We start from the raw sequence: 18,097 nt of genomic DNA, 5'->3' as shown, positions 1-18,097 counted from the left end.
ACGGGCCCAACCCCTCTGTACACAAACTCCGACAACCTGCCGCAAACCTGGCTAGGCTTCCGGCGTGCCCACCGTGGAAGCACCACCTGACTGGGTCCCCGTCGAGCGCCGTTGGCTCGGGATGGACCGCCGAACTCTTCTTCCTGCCGGCGTCGTGGCGCTGCTGGTCGCCTTCGCCTTCTGGGTGCTGCCCGGCGTCGACAGCCGTGTCGCCGTGGACGACCCGATCAAGGCCGGCGACGTCATCCAGGTCGGTCGGTGGGTCGAGTTCGACCCGGCGGTCGGCTGGAACCTCGAGTCCGGGCTGCGTTCCGGGACCGCGACCTCGGGGACCTACCCCGACTCGGCGACGCTGACGAAGGGCGGTATCACCCTCACCGTGACGACCGGGGACTTCGACGGGACGGCGACCGCGCTGCTGGCCCAGCTGCGGAAGAACAACGACAAGCTCGGCCCGAACGCGCTCGACCTGCAGAGCGGGACGGCGGCCACGTTCCGTACCGCCGGCGAGATCACCGGGGTCATCGCACGCTTCTCCACCACCACCGTCGAAGGACTCCTCGGGGCACTGGTCAGCGATGGACGGGGAATCGAGGTCACCGTCTACGGCCCGGTGGACATGGCGAGCGACCGCCGCCTGGAGAACCAGATCGTCGCCATGCTCGAATCGGTCCGGCTCGTCGATGGAGAGGCCTCATGAGCACCACGTCCACCACCGAGCCCGACCTGCTCCAGGCCCGCGACACGGCCATCGCCGAGGTCGGGTGGGGCCAGAGGGTGAGCTGGCTGCAGCCGCGCAACGCCTGCTTGTGGGTCTTCGTCGCCGTGATCGCCTACGGCCTGTGGTACACCGTCAGCACGGTGCGGACCGAGGCTCCGATCTACGGCACCCCGCTCGGCATCGCCGCGATCATCTTCAGCCTCTACGCGGTGCTGTTCTGGTGGTTCACCACGCACATCGACCGTTACTCGAGACAACCCCTCGACCTACGGATCGCCGCCTTCGTCTGGGGTGGCTTCGGTGCCACCTGGACGATCGCGATCCACGCCAACACGGCGCTGATCCACCTCTACGCCAAGTGGGTCGGCCCGGACTTCGCCGTCGCGTGGGGAGCCGGCCTGGCCGCGCCGTTCGTCGAGGAGTCAGCCAAGGGCGCCGGCGTGCTGCTGCTGATGTTCATCGCACCACGGGTGATCCGGACGGCCTTCGACGGGTTCGTGGTCGGCGCATTCGTCGGTCTCGGGTTCGAGATCATCGAGGACATCCTCTACGCGATCAACGCGGCCTCGGAGAACTTCGGCGTCGACCCGGTCGGGTCGAGCCTGAGCACCGCGGTGCTCAGGTTGGCGACCGGGTTCACCTCCCACATCCTGTACTCAGCGCTCGTCGGGGCCGGGATCGTCTACCTGATCGGCACCGTCGCGGAGAAGCGCCGGATCGGACGCGGGCTCGTGCTCGTCGCCGCCGCGGTCGCCCTGCATCTGGTCTGGGACAGCACCACCGCGATCACGCAGGGCAACGGCCCCGCGACGATCGCGCTGCTGGTCATCTCGGTCGTCGTCGCCCTCGCGATCGCGGTCACGGTCTTCCATCTCACCGTCGGCACCGAACGTGAGGCGATGCGCGACCTGATGTCCCCCGAGGTCGCCAACGGCACCATCACGGTCGAGGAGCTCGATGCCCTGGCCGGGTCCTACCGGCAGCGCCGGGCATATCGCAGGGGCGGCCACGGCGATCGCCGACACCGGAGGCATCGGCTCGAGGCGGCGCACGACCTGGCCGACGAGCTCGGTCGGTCCCGCGGGGTCGAGACCGACCGCGTCGCGTACGCCCGCAGCGAGCTCGCCCGGCACAGCCCGGCCGCCCCCTGAGTCAGCCGGCGTACGTCAACGCACGCTGATGCCGTGGACCTCGCTCCGCAGCCGGGCCATGGTGGCGTCGAGGTCGGCCGCGGTGCGTGCCGCGGCGCCGAGCTCGTCGCGCAGGGTCGTGGGGACGGTGCCGTCGTACTTGTAGTAGATCGAGTGCTCGACGCTGGCCCAGAAATCCATTGCGATCGTGCGGATCTGCAACTCGACCGGTACGTCCACCACGCGGTCGGAGAGGTAGACCGGCACCTTGATGATCAGGTGGAGGCTGCGGTAGCCGTTGGCCTTCGGGTCGGCGATGTAGTCCTCGACCTCGACCACGTCGACATCGGACTGGCCGCCCAGCATCTCCATGATCCAGTAGACGTCGGAGACGAACGGGCACACGACCCGGATCCCGGCGATGTCGCGGATCTGCTGCTCGAGCGCCTCGAGGGTGAGCGGGCAGCCGATCTTGCGCGCCTTGGCGAGCAGGCTGTCGGGCGACTTGAGCCGGGTGCGTACGTGCTCGATCGGGCTGTGGTCGTGGGCGTGCTCGAACTCCTCGCGCAGGATCGCGATCTTGGTCGAGACCTCGTCCATCGCGAACTTGTAGCGCATCCGGAACCCGGCCAGCTCGCGCACCGTCTCACGGGTCATGTCGTCCGCGCTCGCTTCGACGAGATCGACCAACCCGTTGCGCGGGTTGTCGTCGACTGTGGTCATTGTCCCCCTCCTGACAGAGCCATCTTTACAGGCGGCGGCAAGACGCCGGCGCGGTGTCCGGCCCGAGACCGGGGCGAGCGGCCCTGAGGTCACCGGGGCTTCGGTCCCTCTTCTGGACACCGACGTGCACATGGCTCGGCGCGCTCGATACAGTGACACCCCTCGGGGGATAAATACCCCTCGGGGGATACGAGGTCTGTTCGGGCTACTGACTAGAAGGACACTTCCCCCACATGCGCATTCTTCTGCTCGTCTCCGCATTCAACGGTCTGACCCAACGCGTCTGGTGCGATCTCAAAGAGGGCGGCCACGACGTCGGTGTCCTGCTGGCACCGGTCCACGACGACTCCTCCCTGGTGGCGGCGGTCGACGCGATCGAGCCCGAGCTGATCCTGTGCCCGTTCCTCAAGCACCGCGTGCCGGAGGCGGTCTGGGGCCGCTACCCGACGGTGGTGATCCACCCCGGACCGGTCGGGGACCGGGGCCCGTCCTCGCTCGACCACGCCACTCTCGACGGGCGTGAGCGCTGGGGCGTGACCGCGCTGTCTGCCGTCGAGGAGATGGACGCCGGCCCGGTCTGGGCGACCCGGACCTTCGCGATGCCGGAGGTCCCGATCGCGAAGAGCGCGCTCTACAACGGCCCGGTCGCCGACGCCGCGATGGACTGCGTCGCGGACGTCCTGCGGATGGTCGCCGCGGGGGAGAAGCCGAGGCCTGCCGAGGAGTGGGCTGCTGAGGTCGAGGGCACCGGTGAGCTGCCGCTGCTGCGCCGCACGGCCTTCGAGATCGACTGGTCCGCACCCGCCACGGAGGTCGCCCGGCGGATCGCGGCGGCCGACGGCGCCCCGGGTGCGCCGGCGACCATCGAGGGAAAGACCTACTGTCTCTTCGACGCCGCCACGACCCCTGAGGACCATGGCGACGTGGCTCCGGGCACCGTGGTCGGGGTTGACACCGACGTGGTCGCGATCGCCACCGGCGATGGCACCCTGTGGGTCGGCTACGCCGCCACGCTCGAGAAGAAGCGCGGTCCCAAGCTTCCGGCCGCCTGGGTGCTCGACACCGGGCACCTGCCATACCGGAGGATGCCGGACGAGCTGGCCGAGACGACCTACGAGCGCGACGGCGACGTCGGCTACCTCACCCTCCGCTCCTACAGCGGTGCGATGCACACCCAGCAGTGCCGCCGGATGACCGACGCTGTCCGCAAGGCGCTCGTCGAGGACACCACGGTCCTGGTCGTACGCGGCACCGAGCACGCCTTCTCCAACGGCATCCACCTCGGCGTCATCGAGGCGGCCCAGGATCCGGCGGCCGAGGCCTGGGACAACATCCGGGCCATCGACGAGCTGTGCGTGGCGATCGCCGAGGCCGAACAGCTGACCATCGCCGCGTTCACCGCCAATGCCGGTGCCGGCGGCGTGATGGCCGGACTCTGCGCCGACATCACGGTCGCGCGCGCCGGCGTCGTCCTGAATCCCTACTACGACATGGGCATCTTCGGCTCCGAGCTGCACACCTGGGGCCTGCCGAGCCGGGTCGGCACAGAGAAGGCCGACGAGCTGCTCGGCGCGAAGCTGCCGATCTCGGCGGCCGAGGCCGCGCGGATCGGCATGGTCAGTGACCTCGGTCCGCGCGACGCGGCCGAGTTCGACGGCTGGCTGCGCGACCTCGCTCAGGGCCTCGCCGAGCCCGAGGCGTACGTCCCGGCCCTGGCGGCCCGCGAAGCGCGCCGCGCCGGCGCGATGCCGATGTCCTACTACCAGAGCATCGAGCTGGCCGAGATGGCTCGCGACATCTTCGACGACCGCTTCGGGTTCGCCGCGAAGCGGAAGGCGTTCGTCACGAAGGCGGCGCCGACCGAGACGCCGGCCAAGATCCTGTTCTGACTGTTGACAAACTAGAACGTGTTCCACCAACCTGAGGCGTGTGATCTGACTCACACGCCTCTAGGAGGAGCACGTGACCCAGGCGCCCCCGCCGCCCGAGATGACCTTCCAGAAGTCGGGCCGCGACCCCGCGGCGATCGGCGCCAGGCTGGAGCAGTGGCTGACCACCGCGCTCCCGCCCGGCGCCGACCCCGAGGTCACGATCCTCGGTGGCATCGACGCCAACGGGCTCTCCAGCGAGACCGTCCTGCTCGATGTCGCCTCGACCATTGCCGGAGACAGGCGGGCGACGGCGTACGTCCTCCGGGTGGCGCCCCGCCCCGAGGACATCCCGGTCTTCGCGACCTATGACCTGCAGGCGCAGTACGACGCGATGCGCCTGGCCGGGTCGCTGTCGCCCGTGCCGGTGCCGGAGGTCGGCCTCGCCGAGATGAGCGGCTCGATCCTCGGGACCCCGTTCTTCCTGATGAAGCGGGTCGAGGGGGTCGTCCCGCCCGACGTGATGCCCTACAACTTCGGCGACAGCTGGCTCTTCGAGGCCTCGTCCTCGGAGCGGGCTGCGCTCCAGCAGCGCTCGGTCGAGGTGCTCGCCGGGCTCCACTCGATCCCGGACGCCGCGTCGCGGTTCGGCTTCCTCGATCCGGCCGCGGCCGGCCACTCCGGAGAGACGCTGATCGCCCGCAACCTGGCCAAGACCCGGGCCTGGTACGCCTTCGCCTCCACCGCCGAGGAATGGGGCGGCCGCTCGCCCCTGGTCGAGCGCGGTCTGGCCTGGCTCGAGGCCAACCTCCCTCACGACGTCGGCGAGCCCGTCCTGTGCTGGGGCGACGCCCGGATCGGCAACATCATCTACCGCGACTTCGCGCCGGTGGCCGTCCTCGACTGGGAGATGGTCAGTCTCGGGCCCCGTGAGATGGACGTGACCTGGATGATCTTCGCCCACCGCATCTTCGAGGACCTGGCCGCCATGCTGGAGCTGCCGGGGATGCCGGACTTCCTGACTGCCTCCGAGGTCAAGGAGGCCTATGTGGCGGCGACCGGTGTCGAGCTCGGCGACCTGACCTGGCACGAGGTCCATGCGGCCGTCATGTGGGGGATCATCTATCTGCGGATCGCGGCGCGGCAGATCCACTTCGGTGAGATCGAGGCGCCCGAGGATCCGGAGTCGACGCTCTACCACCGGGCGATGTTCGAGGCGATGCTGGCCGAGGTCGGCGCATGAGCGGGGCTCATGGCGAGTATGTCGGGGTCGGCCCGCTCGACGAGTATCCCATCCACCAGCTCCCGCGGCCGGTGGCCTGGGCGGGGAGCAGCGACCGCAACTTCTACGACCGCTGCTACCTCAACGCCCACGACCGCACCGGCGACTTCTTCCTCATCACCGGGATGGGGTTCTATCCCAACCTCGGCACCAAGGACGCGTACGTCCTGCTCCGCCGTGGAGACGAGCAGACCGCCGTGCACCTGGGCGACGGCGCCGACCCGCGGGGCGGTGACCGGATGGGGCAGGAGGTGGGTGCGTACCGGATCGAGGTCACCGAGCCGCTGCGGAAGCTCCGGCTGGTGATGGAGGAGACGCACGGGATCGCCCTGGACCTGCGGTGGGAGGGGTCGTTCGAGGTGGTCCAGGAGCAGCCGCACCTGATGCGTCAGGGGGCTGCCACCGTGCTCGACGCGCAGCGGTTCGCGCAGGTCGGGACCTGGGAGGGGGTGATCGAGGTCGACGGCGAGAGGATCGCCGTCGACCACGATCGCTGGGTCGGCACCCGGGACCGGTCCTGGGGGATCCGCCCCTCCGGCGAGGGACTGCCGCCGGGCAAGCCCGCCGACCCGGAGTTCGAGGGGATGTGGTGGCTCTACGTCCCGCTGCGGTTCGACGACTTCGCCGTCGTCCTGATCATCCAGGAGACCCCCGACGGGCATCGGGTCCTCAACGACTGCACCCGGGTCTTCGCCGATGGCCGGGTCGAGCAGCTCGGCTGGCCGCACGTACGGATCCACTACCGGGACGGGACACGGCTCCCCGAGGGCGCGACGATCACGTGCACGACCCCGGACGGGAAGCAGCTCGTGCTCGAGGTCTCCTCGCTGCTGGGTGCGCCGATCCATGTCGGCGGCGGCTACGGCGGCGACTCCGACTGGGCGCACGGGGTCTGGAAGGGCGCTGGGTTCACCGAGCGGCTGACCTACGACATGACCTCGGCGGAGGTCACCGGCAGGGTCCCGTTCGGGGTGATCGACCATGTCGGGCGCGCGGTCGCGCACGGTCCCGGCGCTGATGGGGTCGAGGGCTGGGGGCTCTTCGAGCACGGAGTCCTCGGCCGTCACGACCCCTCCGGCTTCGCCGACTGGCTCGACCGGATCTGACTCGACCGGACCTAAGGAGAACGATGAGCTACGACCACGACGCACTCTTCATCGGCGGGACCTGGACCAAGCCCGCGACCGACGCGACGATCGAGGTGATCTCGCCGCACAGCGAGGAGGTGGTGGCGCGGGTCCCGGAAGCCTCGGTGGAGGACATCGACGCCGCCGTCGCCGCGGCGCGCACGGCGTTCGAGGAGGGCCCGTGGCCTCGGATGTCGCCGGAGGAACGGATCGAGATCGTCCAGGCGCTCTCAGGCCTCTATGCCGGAAGGCTCGGCGAGATGGCCGAGGTGATCACGGCCGAGATGGGCTCGACGATCTCGTTCAGCAACCTCGCCCAGGCGCCTGCGCCGTGGATGCAGATCGAGGCTTTCCTCGCCATCGCGCGAGAGTTCCCCTGGGAGTCCCGGCGGCCGGGCTCGTTCGGCTCGGACGTCGTCGTACGTCACGAGCCGGTCGGCGTCGTCGCCGCGATCGCGCCGTGGAACGTCCCTCAGTTCACCGTGCTGTCCAAGCTCATCCCGGCGCTGCTGGCCGGCTGCACGATCGTGATCAAGCCCGCTCCGGAGACCCCGCTCGACACCAACCTCCTCGCCGAGATGCTGATCGAGGCCGGGGTGCCCGAGGGCGTCGTCAGCATCGTCGCCGCGGGGCGCGAGGTGGGCGAGCACCTGGTCACGCATCCCGGCGTCGACAAGGTGGCGTTCACCGGGTCCACCGCGGCCGGCCGGCGGATCGGCGCGCTGTGCGGCGAGCGGCTCAAGCGGGTCTCGCTCGAGCTCGGCGGCAAGTCGGCCGCGATCGTCCTCGAGGACGCGGACCTGGCGGCCACGCTGGAAGGGCTCAAGTTCACCGCGCTGATGAACTCCGGTCAGGCCTGCGTCGCCCAGACCCGGGTGCTCGTCCCGCTCGAGCGCCATGACGAGATCGCCGGCGCGCTGGCGGAGACTGTCGCGTCGATGAAGGTCGGCGACCCGTCCGACCCGGCGAGCGAGATCGGGCCGATGGTGGCCCGTCGCCAGCAGGAGCGGGTCGAGAAGTACATCGCCCTCGGCCAGGAGGAGGGTGCCCGCCTGCTCGCCGGCGGCACCGGTCGTCCGGCCGGTCTCGACACGGGTTGGTACGTACGCCCGACCGTCTTCGCCGGCGTCGACAACCGGATGCGGATCGCCCAGGAGGAGATCTTCGGCCCGGTCCTCTCGGTGATCCCCTACGGCTCGGTCGAGGAGGCCGTACGCATCGCCAACGACTCCGACTACGGGCTGGCGGGGACGGTGTGGACCGCCGATCAGGAGGCTGGGCTCGATGTCGCCCGCCGGGTGCGGGCCGGGACGTACGGAGTGAACACCTACACGATGGACTTCGCGGCACCCTTCGGTGGATTCAAGGCCTCCGGGATCGGGCGGGAGTTCGGGCCGGAGGGTCTGGCTCAGTACACGGAGCTGAAGTCCGTCTACCTCTGATCCCTGGCCGCGTCTCGTTCTCCGGCAGGCATGTCTCAGGATCCGAGCCGTGCTTTTATAGCTAATCTCTACTGACTTACTCTGGTTTGGACGGACCAACCAGAGGAGAGCCATGATCCGCCCCACCCCACCGCGCCTGACCGCCATCGCCGCCGTTCTCTCGACCCTGCTCCTGGGGCTGACGGCCTGCGGCGGCGCCGATGCGTCCAGTGCCTCCAGGCTCGCCGCCGACGCGGCGCTCCCCGAACAGGTCCCGGAGGGGACCGTCCTGCGCCTCGGCCTGCCGCCGATCGAGGTGGCGCTCAAGGCGTCCGGCCTGATCGACGAGGTCGAGGGCTACGAGATCGAGTGGGCCAACATCTCCGGTGGTCCGAAGAGCATCGAGGCGTTCCGCGCCGACGCGCTGGACGCGAGCTACGTCGCCGACATCCCGCCGCTGTTCGCGACCTGGACCGACACCCCGGTCAAGATCGTCGCGGTCACCGAGAACCCGGACCCGCTCGAGAACCCGATCTACGAGCTCGGCATCGCGCCGAAGTCGAAGGTCGAGACGCTCGCCGACCTCGAGGGCAAGAAGATCGCCTACTCTCCCGGCCAGGCCCAGGGCGCGCTGGTCCTCAAGACGCTCGCGGCTGCCGGGCTCACCCAGAAGGACGTCGAGCTCGTCGAGATCCAGAGCGTCGACGACACCTTCTCCAACGCACTGGCCTCCAACCAGGTCGACGTCGCGCCGCTCGGTGGGCCGCAGCTGACCTCCTACCTGGCCAAGTACGGCCGCGACGGCGCCACCTCGATCCGCACCGGCATCCGCGACGACGCGACCCTGATCTACGGGCCGGAGGAGACCTTCGAGGATGCCGGCAAGGCGGCTGCGTTCAAGGACTTCCTCGCGCTGTGGGTCAAGTCCGAGAAGTGGGTCGACGAGCACCCGGACGAGTGGATCCAGGCCTACTACGTCGACCACGAGGGGCTGACCTTCGAGGACGGCAAGAAGGTGTTCGAATCGTCGGGGCAGACGGTCATCCCGGAGAGCTGGGACGAGTTCATCGAGCGTCACCAGGAGACCGCGGACATCCTCTCGGAAGAGCAGAACCATCCGGAGCTGGATGTCACCGAGCTCTACGACCGCCGCTACGAGAAGGTCATCGCCGAGGCGCTGAAGGACGGTCAGTGATGGCCACCGCAGCAGTCGAGGCGCCGATCACCGGCGTCGTTCCCGGAAAGGCCACCGACGAGCGGGTCGTACGCCGCCGCCTCGGGCCCGGGCCGCGGGTCCCCGGCACGCTGTGGATCGGTCCGGTCCTGCTCCTGGGGCTGTGGTTCCTCGCCTCGGCGACAGGAGTGCTGGACCCTCGGACCCTGTCCGAGCCGTGGGTGGTGGTCGAGACCGCTCAGCGGCTGATCGCCGACGGACGGCTTCCCGAGGCCCTGGCGACCTCGGCCTACCGGGCCGCGCTCGGGCTGGTGATCGGGGTCGTCGTCGGGCTGGCGCTCGCGCTGGTCTCCGGGCTCAGCCGGGCCGGGGAGGCGTTGATCGACGGTCCGGTACAGGTCAAACGGGCGATCCCGAGCCTGGCGCTGATGCCGCTGCTGATCCTGTGGCTGGGGATCGGGGAGCCGATGAAGGTGATCACGATCGCCCTCGGCGTACTCATCCCGATCTACATCCACACCCACAACGGGCTGCGTGGCATCGACAGCCGCTACGCCGAGCTCGCCGAGACCGTCGGCCTGGGGCGCGGGGCGTTCGTCCGGCATGTCGTGCTGCCGGGCGCGACGCCGGGGTTCCTGCTCGGGCTGCGGTTCGCGGTGCTCAACGCGCTGCTGTCGCTCGTGGTCGTCGAGCAGGTCAACGCGACCAGCGGCATCGGCCACATGATCACCCTCGCGTCCAGCTACGGCCAGACCGAGATCATCGTCGTCGGCCTGGTCGTCTATGCCCTGCTGGGCCTGGTCGCCGACGGCATCGTCCGCTTCACCGAGAGGAAGGCACTGGCATGGCGACGCACGCTGGAGAGTCACTGACCGTATCCGCAGGACCCGCCGTACGTGTCGAGGGGCTGCGCCGCAGCTTCTCCGAGGCCGGCGGGGTGCTCAACGGGCTCGACCTCACGATCGGCGCCGGCGAGTTCGTGGCGCTGATCGGGCGCTCGGGCTCCGGGAAGTCCACGCTGCTGCGGGCCCTGGCCGGTCTGGATCGCTCCGTTGCGGGCTCGGGTGTCGTGGACGTACCCGAGCGCGTCTCGGTGGTCTTCCAGGACTCCCGGCTGCTGCCGTGGCGACGGGTGCTGGACAACGTGACCCTGGGCCTGACCGGGTCGGATGCTCGGGAGCGAGGCCTCGAGGCGCTCTCCGAGGTCGGGCTCGAGGGCCGCGACAGGGCCTGGCCGCACGAGCTCTCCGGTGGTGAGCAGCAGCGCGCGGCGCTGGCGCGGTCGCTGGTCCGCGACCCGCAGCTGCTCCTCGCCGACGAGCCGTTCGGAGCCCTGGACGCGCTGACCCGGATCAAGATGCACAAGCTGCTCGAGAAGCTGTACGCCGCTCACAACCCCGCCATCTTGCTGGTCACCCACGACGTCGACGAGGCGATCGCGCTCGCCGACCGGGTGATCGTGCTGGTCGACGGCGTCGTCGGCTCGGACATCCGGATCGACCTGGGCTCGAAACGGAGCCCCGGCGATCCGCGGTTCGCCTCCCTGCGGGCCCAGCTGCTGACCGAGCTCGGCGTGGTCGAGGAGGAGGTCGCCTGACGATTGAATGTACCCTTGTGGTTACGTAGCAGAGTGGTTACATTAGTCGCATGAACGCTGTCCTGCACGCGTTGGCGGACGAGAGTCGACGCACTGTTCTGGAGATCCTCCGCGACCGCCCGGCGACCGCGGGAGAGCTGGCAGAGGCTCTCCCGATTGCCCGCCCGGGCGTGTCCCGGCATCTACGCGTGCTGCGTGAGGCCGGCCTGGTAGAGGTTCGCCAGGACGCGCAGCGCCGGATCTACACACTTCGGCCGGAGGCGCTCGTCGAGGTCGACGAGTGGCTTGCTGACTACCGCCAGCTCTGGGAGAACCGGCTCGGCGCCCTGCATACCGAGATCGCACGAGGAAAGAAGGCACGGCGATGACCACGATCGCGACGATGCGGATGCTCGACGAGACTGCTGGAGCGGTCCGGGTCGAGGACCTCTACGACACCGACATCCGCGACCTCTGGCAGGCGTGTACGACGCCCGAGCGGCTGGCCCGCTGGATCGCCCGGGTTGACGGCGACCTGCGGCCGGGCGGAACGATCCAGGTCGCCTTCACGAGCAGCTGGACCGGTCCGGCGCGCATCGAGGTGTGTGACGCGCCCTGTCACCTGCTGTTGACGACGGAGCCGGACACGGACGACGAGGGGGAGATCGAGGCGTGGCTGACTGAGGAAGGCTCCAAGACTCGGCTGGTGGTCGAGGAACGCGGGCTGTCGATGCGGCATCTCCCGTTCCATGCCGCTGGGTGGCGAGTCCATCTCGAGGATCTCGGTCGGTCGCTGGAGGTCGAGGTTCCGGTGCACCCCGAGGGTTGGAGCTCGGAGGCCGGGGCGCCGGGCTGGAGGGAGCGCTGGGAAGCGCTCACGCCCGTTTACCAGCAGATGGAGATCGGGTGATGTCGGACCGGATCAGGCTCAGCCTGACGACGGTCAACGCGCCCGACGCGATCGCACTGGCGCGGTTCTACGCGGAGATCACCGGCGGGGTTGCGAACGGTGGCGAGGGCTGGGCGCTCGTGGAGGGGACGAACGGGGACATCGGTTTCCAGCAGATCGATGACTACCAGCCACCCAAGTGGCCGGACGGCGAGGTGGGGATGCAGATGCACCTCGAGTTCCTCGTCGACGACCTGGAGGCGACCGGAGCTCGGGTGCTGGCGGCCGGCGCCACCCGGTTCGAGCATCAGCCCAACGCCGACCACTGCTTCGTGTACGCCGACCCGGCCGGGCATCCGTTCTGTCTCTCGATGTGGGGAGCCCCGCGAGTCGGCTCATCTTGACCGAAAACCTTGCCGAGTCGGCTCGTTACAACGAGCCGACTCGGCAAGGTTTTTCGTTCAGCGGACGACGTCGGGGGTGAGGAGGTCCTGGTTCGCCTCTGACCACTCGGCCATGCGGTCCTCCCCGACCGCGCGCCACAGGTCGCGGTCGCGGGAGGGGTCGAGATGCACGACTGACTGGTCTCCGACCATGCCGGTGCCATCGGTGGGGACGGTGAGGTAGCTGATGTCGCCGGTGCGCAGGTTGCGGAGGGAGGCGGCGAGCTTGGCCATCTGGATGGTGGACCAGTCGTCGTCGACGGAGGCGTGCTTCGAGAAGAGCGAGAAGAGGTCGAGGACATGGTCGGGGCTCTTGCGCAGCTCCTGCTCGAGGGTCTGCTCGAGGAGGGTCCGCAGGAATGCCTGCTGGCGGGCCACACGGTCGAGGTCGCCGTCCTGGAGGCCGTAGCGCTGGCGTACGTAGAGGAGAGCCTGCTCGCCGTCCAGGTGGTGGGTGCCGGCCTCCCAGCGGACGCCACGGGCGGAGTCGTAGACGGTCTTCGGGATGTAGATGTCGACGCCACCGATCGCATCGGTGAGAGCCTTGAAGCCGTCCCAGTCGATGACGGTGAGGTGGTCGATGCGTACGTCGGTCATCTTCTCGACGGTCTCGACCGTGAGGTTGGGGCCACCGAAGGAGTAGGCCCAGTTGACCTTGCCCTTGCCGTGGCCGGGGATGTCGACCCAGGAGTCGCGCGGGATCGAGATCACCGAGGCGGAGTCGCGGTCGCCGTCGATGTGGACGAGCAGCATCGTGTCGGAGCGTGCCTCCCCGGGCTGCCAGCCGGGAGCCTCGGCTCCGGTGGTGGGTGCGTCGGACCGGGTGTCGGTGCCGAGGACCAGGATGTTCATCGCGTCGGCGGCCGACCCGGAGGTCGGCTTGGCGGGCCGGTCGGTGAGGCCGGTGAACGTGTCGGGCAACCGCTGGAGCTTTCCTTCCACCGTCGCCTGGAGCCACAGGATCCCGGTCAGGGCAGCGGCGCAGAGCAGCAGGAGACACACCAGCAGCCCGATCAGGGGCTTGCGGGCACGACGCCATCCGCGCGCGGGGGGCGGGTCCGCTGGATCCGGCTGCGACGGCACCGGCGGATGATCGAGGATGGCCACCCGAGTATGGGACCCGGGACTCCCTCGATATGGAGCCCAGATGCTCGCCATTCCTCAATTTGAGGCACCACTCGGTAACGGCCGGTAACCAAAAATAGGTAGGCGATCCGTCCCCCGGATCGAGTGAGTACAGTCCTTTTGCCGTACGGCGCTGTTCATGTCGGACCTTCAGGTCCGCACGTGTTTCATGCCGCCGGGCTGCGTCTTGGGAGGGCGTGGCACGAGGATGACCAGGGAGAGCTGTGCCAATGTCAAGAGTCGGTCGGGATGAACGTGCCCGGCTGCACGAGGCTGCCTCGACGCTGGCCGGGATCCGGGCGGCGACCACGCTGCTCAGCTCCTCCGGCGCGATCGGTGAGGAGCGACGGGCCGCGATGACGGCGATGGTGCAGAGCGAGCTCGAGCGGCTGGAGCGGATGGTCCGCCGGCAGCAGGATGTCGCGACGCCGGTGGTCCCGGAGCCGCGGTCCGATGAGCTCCGTGCCAGCGACATGCGTGCCGAGGTGATCGACCTCGACTCCGTGGTGGCCACCATGGTGCTCGCTCACGAGGCCAGGGGCACCGAGGTCGTGTGGCGCCCCAGCCGGATGCTGGCGCTGGGCGACTCCGACCAGCTGACCGAGGCACTCAACGTGCTGCTCGACAACGCCGCCGCCCACGGGAGCGGATCCGTCCGGATCGAGGTACGTGCCGCCGAGCCGGCGAGCACCTCGGTCGAGATCGCGGTGACCGACGACGGGCCCGGGGTCGCGCCGGAGCTGCGCCGGCGGATCTTCGCCTGGGGCGTCAGCCGGCCGGGCTCCACGGGTCAGGGCATCGGCCTCCATGCCGCGCGGGACCTGATGGAACGCCAGGGTGGCTACCTCGAGCTGCTCGAGGCGAGCGAGCGCACCACCTTCGTCCTCGGCATCCCGATGCTCGGCTGTGCCGATGGCGGGGCGGGCGACGGGGCCGACCGGCACGACACCCCGACCCAGGGAGGTCGCCATGGTGTCGCCGCGTAAACGGGTGAAGGTGGGCATCGTCGAAGACCACACCCTGTTCGCCGAGTCGCTCGAGCTGGCCCTCACCTTCGAGGGCTACGACGCCCGCCGCATCGACCTGCCCGAGGAGCCGCCCTCGGAGGCCAAGCTCACCTCGCTGATCATGCGGACCCAGCCACGCATCGTCCTGCTCGACCTCGACCTGGGCCAGCACGGTTCGGGCGTACGTCTCATCGCTCCGCTCGCCCGGGCCGGTGCCGACGTCGTCGTGGTGACGGGCTCGACCGACCAGACCCGCTGGGGGCACGCTCTGCACGTCGGGGCCCGCACGGTGCTGTCCAAGTCGGTGCCGCTCGGCGAGATCCTGGGCACCGTACGCAGGCTCAACTACGGGCTCAGCGTGCTCGACGTCGACGAGCGTGAGCGCCTGATCCGGGCGTGGGTGGGTCAGGAGCAGGGCGTCTTCGAGATCCGCCGCCGGCTTTCCCAGCTCTCCCCGCGGGAGTCGCAGGTGCTCGAGCACCTGATGGACGGATTCACGGTCGGCGAGATCGCCAAGCTTCGCGTCGTGTCCGAGGCGACGGTGCGCACCCAGGTGAAGTCGATCCTCGCCAAGCTCGGCGTCTCCTCGCAGATCGCGGCGGTCAGCATCGCCCACAAGGCCGAGTGGCGGGCCGCCTGAGGTTCAGTCGACCGGCTCGTCAGATCGCGATCAGGCCGTCGTCCTCGTTCGTGCCGCGCAGGACGTAGAGGGTGCCGGTCTTCGGGCAGCGCCAGGCATCTCCCTGGGCGACCAGCGGTGCGCCCGCGTGCCCGACCCACCCCATCCGCTGTGCCGGGACCCCGACGACCAGCGCGTGGTCGGGTACGTCGCGGGTGACCACGGCCCCCGCCGCGACCATCGCCCAGGCACCGATCGTGACCGGCGCGATGCAGACGGCTCGGGCGCCGATGCTGGCACCGGTGCGTACGGTCACACCGACCGCCTCCCAGTCCTCGCCGTCCTTGAGGGTGCCGTCCGGGTTCACGGCGCGGGGGAGGTAGTCGTTGGTGAACACCACCGCCGGCCCGACGAACGCGCCGTCCTCGAGCACCGCCGGCTCGTAGACCAGGGCATGGTTCTGGATCTTGCAGCGGTCTCCCACCACCACCCCGGGACCGACGTACGCTCCCCGGCCGATGATGCACTCGCTGCCAATCCGGGCGTGCTCGCGGACCTGGGCCAGGTGCCAGACGAGGGTCCCGGCGCCGATCACGGCACGGTCGTCAACGTTCGCGCTGGGTTCTATCCGGGGCGCGGCGTGAGTCTCCTCAACGGTCATCCGCACAGCAAAGCGCGACCCGGACGGCGTGTGTGCCGGACCCGGGATGGAGTACCCGATTCAGCGTAGAACCGCGGGCGAGGCCGCTTCCGGGATGAGCACACGAGGGGTCGCGGAGGCCGAGGTGTCGAGCGCCCAGACGTCGTCGACCGGCTCGCCCTCGCGCTCCAGGCCGTAGAGGACGGTGTCGTCGTCGAGCCACTCGATCTGGTCGTCGATGCTGTGGGTCTCCCCGGCGAGAACTGTGCGCCGACCGGTGGCCAGGTCGAGGACCGCGGGCGTCCACCGGGTGCCCGCCTTGTCGGCCTCCTTGAACGCGATCCGGGTGCCGTCGGGGGAGAGCGACGGGCACTCGACGTGGTCGGCGACGGTCGTCAACGAGCGTTCGGTGAGGTCGCCACGGGCCAGGTAGGTCCGCCCGCCCGTGGCGACGGTGGCGTAGAAGGTGCGGTCGTCGTCGGCGAAGGTGATGCCCCAGATGTTGCGGTCGACCGGGGAGACCTCGCGGCCGTCGACGACCAGGCTGAACTTCTCCAGGTCGCCGTAGCTCGCTCCACCGACCCGGCGGATGAGGGTGCGCGTCGAGAATCCGCTGACCATGTAGGAGTCGCCGTTGACGAACACCGTCGAGGAGACCAGCTGCCCGTCCGGCGAGATCCGGGTGCGGCTGGGCAGCCCGGGCAGGTCGGTCCCGTCGACCTCCCGCCACGCCTTCCCAGGGGTCGAGGTCGCCAGGTCGGTCGCCCGGTAACGGCTCACCACGCCCTGCTCGGTCGCCAGGCAGGAGACCGACCGCGCCTGCGCGTAGACCCGGTCGCAACTCAGGTCGGTGAGCGCCCGGGCGCCGCCGGGATCGTCCAGTGCCACGGCGCCGACGTGGCCGTAGTCGGCGTCACGACCGGTGTGCCGGAAGAGGATCCTCGGCCCCTTCTCGATCTGCGTCATGGAGGTGGTCGTCGCCTCGGTCGCCCGGGACGTACGCCGGTCGTTCTCGGCGATCGCGGAGAGGGCGTACGCCGTCACGCCGGCCGTGACGAGCACGACGATCGCCCCGAAGATCGCGGTGCGCCGCTTGGCCCAGAACGTCGTCATCGCACCGCCCTGCGCATCACGGCGAGCCCGGCCGGGATCGCGGCGAGCAGCACCGCGCAGACCGCGAGCATCGCGATCCGGGGGCCGACGGCGTACCAGAGCAGGCCGAAGCCGGTCGCTGCGACGAGCCGAGCCAGCGCGACCGCGGTCTGGGCGGTGGCGATGCCGCTGGCGCGTACTTCCTCCGGGACCAGCTGCCCGGCGACCGCGGCGAGGGTGCCATCGGTCGCGGCGTAGAAGACGCCGAGGAGGAGCACCGCGGCGCACGTCGTCCAGAGCGCGCCCGACCCGGTCGCGGCGCACAGGTAGGCGGCCGCGAGCGGAAGGTGACCGAGCACGAGGACCTTGACGCGCCCGACCCGGTCCGCGAGCCTGCCCATCGGCACGGCCAGCGCGAGGTAGGCGAGGTTGGTCCCGACGTAGAGGACCGGGAACCACTGCGCCGCGAAGCCGCCGGTCTCCAGCAGCGCCAGGTAGACGAACCCGTCACCGATGGTGAGCAGGGCGAGCACGCCGGACACACCGGTCACCCGCGCGAGACCCGGCGTGAGCACGGTGCGCCAGCGCACCTTGGGGCGCGGCTCGCCGCGGCGAGGGGCGGTCCGGCGGACGGCGCCGGTGCGGAACGGCACGAAGCACGCCATCGTCGCCACCCCGAGCACCGCGAAGCCGAGCGAGACGACCAGCACGGTGTCGTAGCCGTCGGCGATCCGCCACAGGATCACGAACGCCAGCAGCGGTCCGAGCGTGGCCCCGATCGTGTCCAGCGCCCGGTGGACGCCGAAGCTGCGGCCGAGGTGCGCCGGGTCGCTGGAGGCGGCGATCATCGCGTCGCGTGGCGCGGTGCGTACGCCCTTGCCGACCCGGTCCAGCGAGATCGCCGCCGAGATCGTCCCGAAGCCGCCCGCGAAGATCAGCCCGAGCCGCGCGACCGCGCTCATCGCGTAGCCGGCCAGTGCCACCGGCTGCGGCCGGTCGGTGCGGTCGGCCGCCCACCCGGCCGCGATCCGCACCAGCGAGGAGACGCCCTGATAGAGCCCGTCGATGAGTCCGTACGCCACCGGCGAGAGCCCGACGACCGCGGTCAGGTAGAGCGGCAGGATCGCCGAGACCGACTCCGAGGAGATGTCGGTCAGCAGGCTGACGATGCCGAGGGTGACGACGGTCCGGGAGACCCGCCCGCCGGACTGCCGCGGCTCGGCACTCGTGGTGGGACGGTCGCTGAGAGACAGGTACACC

At 70.0% G+C, this 18,097-nt stretch carries 19 protein-coding genes; 14 read left to right on the top strand and 5 right to left on the bottom strand.

The genetic code is table 11. The features are described 5' to 3' along the window. The first annotated feature begins 64 nt into the window (after positions 1–64). Both BLT25_RS22445 and BLT25_RS22440 read left to right on the top strand, forming a co-directional pair. Complete coding sequence (locus tag BLT25_RS22445; protein WP_143033829.1) at positions 65–700, top strand: hypothetical protein; 636 nt, start codon at positions 65–67, stop codon at positions 698–700. After that, positions 697–1,872, top strand: a complete 1,176-nt coding sequence (locus tag BLT25_RS22440; protein WP_091050749.1) for a PrsW family intramembrane metalloprotease — start codon at positions 697–699, stop codon at positions 1,870–1,872. The genes BLT25_RS22445 and BLT25_RS22440 overlap by 4 nt, the downstream gene beginning before the upstream one ends. 15 nt (positions 1,873–1,887) lie before the next feature. Here the strand turns inward: BLT25_RS22440 and BLT25_RS22435 are convergent, their stop codons facing one another. Beyond that, the gene (locus BLT25_RS22435) at positions 1,888–2,574 is read right to left on the bottom strand and encodes a GTP pyrophosphokinase (protein WP_091050747.1); all 687 of its coding nucleotides are present in this window, start codon (positions 2,572–2,574) and stop codon (positions 1,888–1,890) included. 233 nt (positions 2,575–2,807) lie between these two features. Here BLT25_RS22435 and BLT25_RS22430 point away from each other — a divergent pair, with 233 nt between their 5' ends. From BLT25_RS22430 to BLT25_RS22385, 10 genes are all read left to right on the top strand, one after another. After that, entirely contained in the window at positions 2,808–4,463 is a 1,656-nt protein-coding gene (locus tag BLT25_RS22430) for an enoyl-CoA hydratase-related protein (RefSeq protein ID WP_091050745.1), read from the top strand. A 73-nt stretch (positions 4,464–4,536) separates the two neighbouring features. Continuing rightward, on the top strand, positions 4,537–5,685 hold the full coding sequence (locus BLT25_RS22425; RefSeq protein WP_091050743.1) for a phosphotransferase family protein: 1,149 nt from the start codon (positions 4,537–4,539) through the stop codon (positions 5,683–5,685). After that, positions 5,682–6,830: an Rv3169 family protein gene (locus tag BLT25_RS22420; protein WP_091050740.1), complete on the top strand. Its 1,149-nt coding sequence runs from the start codon at positions 5,682–5,684 to the stop codon at positions 6,828–6,830. Before BLT25_RS22425 ends, BLT25_RS22420 begins: the two co-directional genes overlap by 4 nt. A 23-nt stretch (positions 6,831–6,853) precedes the next feature. Next, positions 6,854–8,293, top strand: coding sequence for an aldehyde dehydrogenase (locus tag BLT25_RS22415; RefSeq protein ID WP_091050737.1), 1,440 nt, complete (start codon positions 6,854–6,856; stop codon positions 8,291–8,293). 112 nt (positions 8,294–8,405) lie between these two features. Continuing rightward, a complete protein-coding gene (locus tag BLT25_RS22410; protein ID WP_091050735.1) occupies positions 8,406–9,467 on the top strand; it encodes an ABC transporter substrate-binding protein in 1,062 nt (353 codons plus the stop codon). Further along, complete coding sequence (locus BLT25_RS22405) at positions 9,467–10,318, top strand: ABC transporter permease (RefSeq protein ID WP_091050732.1); 852 nt, start codon at positions 9,467–9,469, stop codon at positions 10,316–10,318. The genes BLT25_RS22410 and BLT25_RS22405 overlap by 1 nt, the downstream gene beginning before the upstream one ends. Beyond that, the gene (locus tag BLT25_RS22400) at positions 10,291–11,043 is read left to right on the top strand and encodes an ABC transporter ATP-binding protein (protein ID WP_091050730.1); all 753 of its coding nucleotides are present in this window, start codon (positions 10,291–10,293) and stop codon (positions 11,041–11,043) included. The genes BLT25_RS22405 and BLT25_RS22400 overlap by 28 nt, the downstream gene beginning before the upstream one ends. A 50-nt stretch (positions 11,044–11,093) precedes the next feature. Further along, positions 11,094–11,411, top strand: a complete 318-nt coding sequence (locus BLT25_RS22395; protein ID WP_091050727.1) for an ArsR/SmtB family transcription factor — start codon at positions 11,094–11,096, stop codon at positions 11,409–11,411. Continuing rightward, positions 11,408–11,932, top strand: a complete 525-nt coding sequence (locus BLT25_RS22390; RefSeq protein WP_091050724.1) for an SRPBCC domain-containing protein — start codon at positions 11,408–11,410, stop codon at positions 11,930–11,932. The genes BLT25_RS22395 and BLT25_RS22390 overlap by 4 nt, the downstream gene beginning before the upstream one ends. Next, positions 11,932–12,315 (top strand): VOC family protein, encoded by a 384-nt coding sequence (locus tag BLT25_RS22385; protein WP_091050722.1) that lies wholly within the window; start codon positions 11,932–11,934, stop codon positions 12,313–12,315. Before BLT25_RS22390 ends, BLT25_RS22385 begins: the two co-directional genes overlap by 1 nt. Before the next feature lie 57 nt (positions 12,316–12,372). On the opposite strand, the gene BLT25_RS22380 is transcribed toward BLT25_RS22385, so the two are convergent. Then, a complete protein-coding gene (locus tag BLT25_RS22380) occupies positions 12,373–13,461 on the bottom strand; it encodes an LCP family protein (RefSeq protein WP_176884174.1) in 1,089 nt (362 codons plus the stop codon). Between the two features lie 248 nt (positions 13,462–13,709). Here BLT25_RS22380 and BLT25_RS22375 point away from each other — a divergent pair, with 248 nt between their 5' ends. Next, positions 13,710–14,465 (top strand): sensor histidine kinase, encoded by a 756-nt coding sequence (locus BLT25_RS22375; protein ID WP_091050718.1) that lies wholly within the window; start codon positions 13,710–13,712, stop codon positions 14,463–14,465. After that, positions 14,449–15,126, top strand: a complete 678-nt coding sequence (locus tag BLT25_RS22370) for a response regulator transcription factor (RefSeq protein ID WP_256328734.1) — start codon at positions 14,449–14,451, stop codon at positions 15,124–15,126. Before BLT25_RS22375 ends, BLT25_RS22370 begins: the two co-directional genes overlap by 17 nt. Positions 15,127–15,145: 19 nt before the next feature. Here the strand turns inward: BLT25_RS22370 and BLT25_RS22365 are convergent, their stop codons facing one another. The 3 genes from BLT25_RS22365 to BLT25_RS22355 are packed head-to-tail and all read right to left on the bottom strand — an operon-like array spanning position 15,146 to position 18,096. Then, positions 15,146–15,766 carry an acyltransferase gene (locus BLT25_RS22365; protein WP_091050713.1) on the bottom strand — a complete coding sequence of 207 codons (621 nt, stop codon included), beginning with the start codon at positions 15,764–15,766 and terminating at the stop codon, positions 15,146–15,148. Positions 15,767–15,826: 60 nt separating this feature from the next. Beyond that, complete coding sequence (locus tag BLT25_RS22360; RefSeq protein ID WP_091050710.1) at positions 15,827–16,858, bottom strand: TolB-like translocation protein; 1,032 nt, start codon at positions 16,856–16,858, stop codon at positions 15,827–15,829. After that, positions 16,855–18,096, bottom strand: a complete 1,242-nt coding sequence (locus BLT25_RS22355) for an MFS transporter (RefSeq protein WP_091050708.1) — start codon at positions 18,094–18,096, stop codon at positions 16,855–16,857. The genes BLT25_RS22360 and BLT25_RS22355 overlap by 4 nt, the downstream gene beginning before the upstream one ends. Between the last annotated feature and the right edge of the window lies 1 nt (position 18,097).

The organism is Nocardioides sp. YR527 (assembly GCF_900101045.1).
Classification (GTDB): Bacteria; Actinomycetota; Actinomycetes; order Propionibacteriales; family Nocardioidaceae; genus Nocardioides.
The sequence above is the reverse complement of the archived record's forward strand: the minus strand, read 5'-3'. Positions and strand labels throughout refer to the sequence as shown.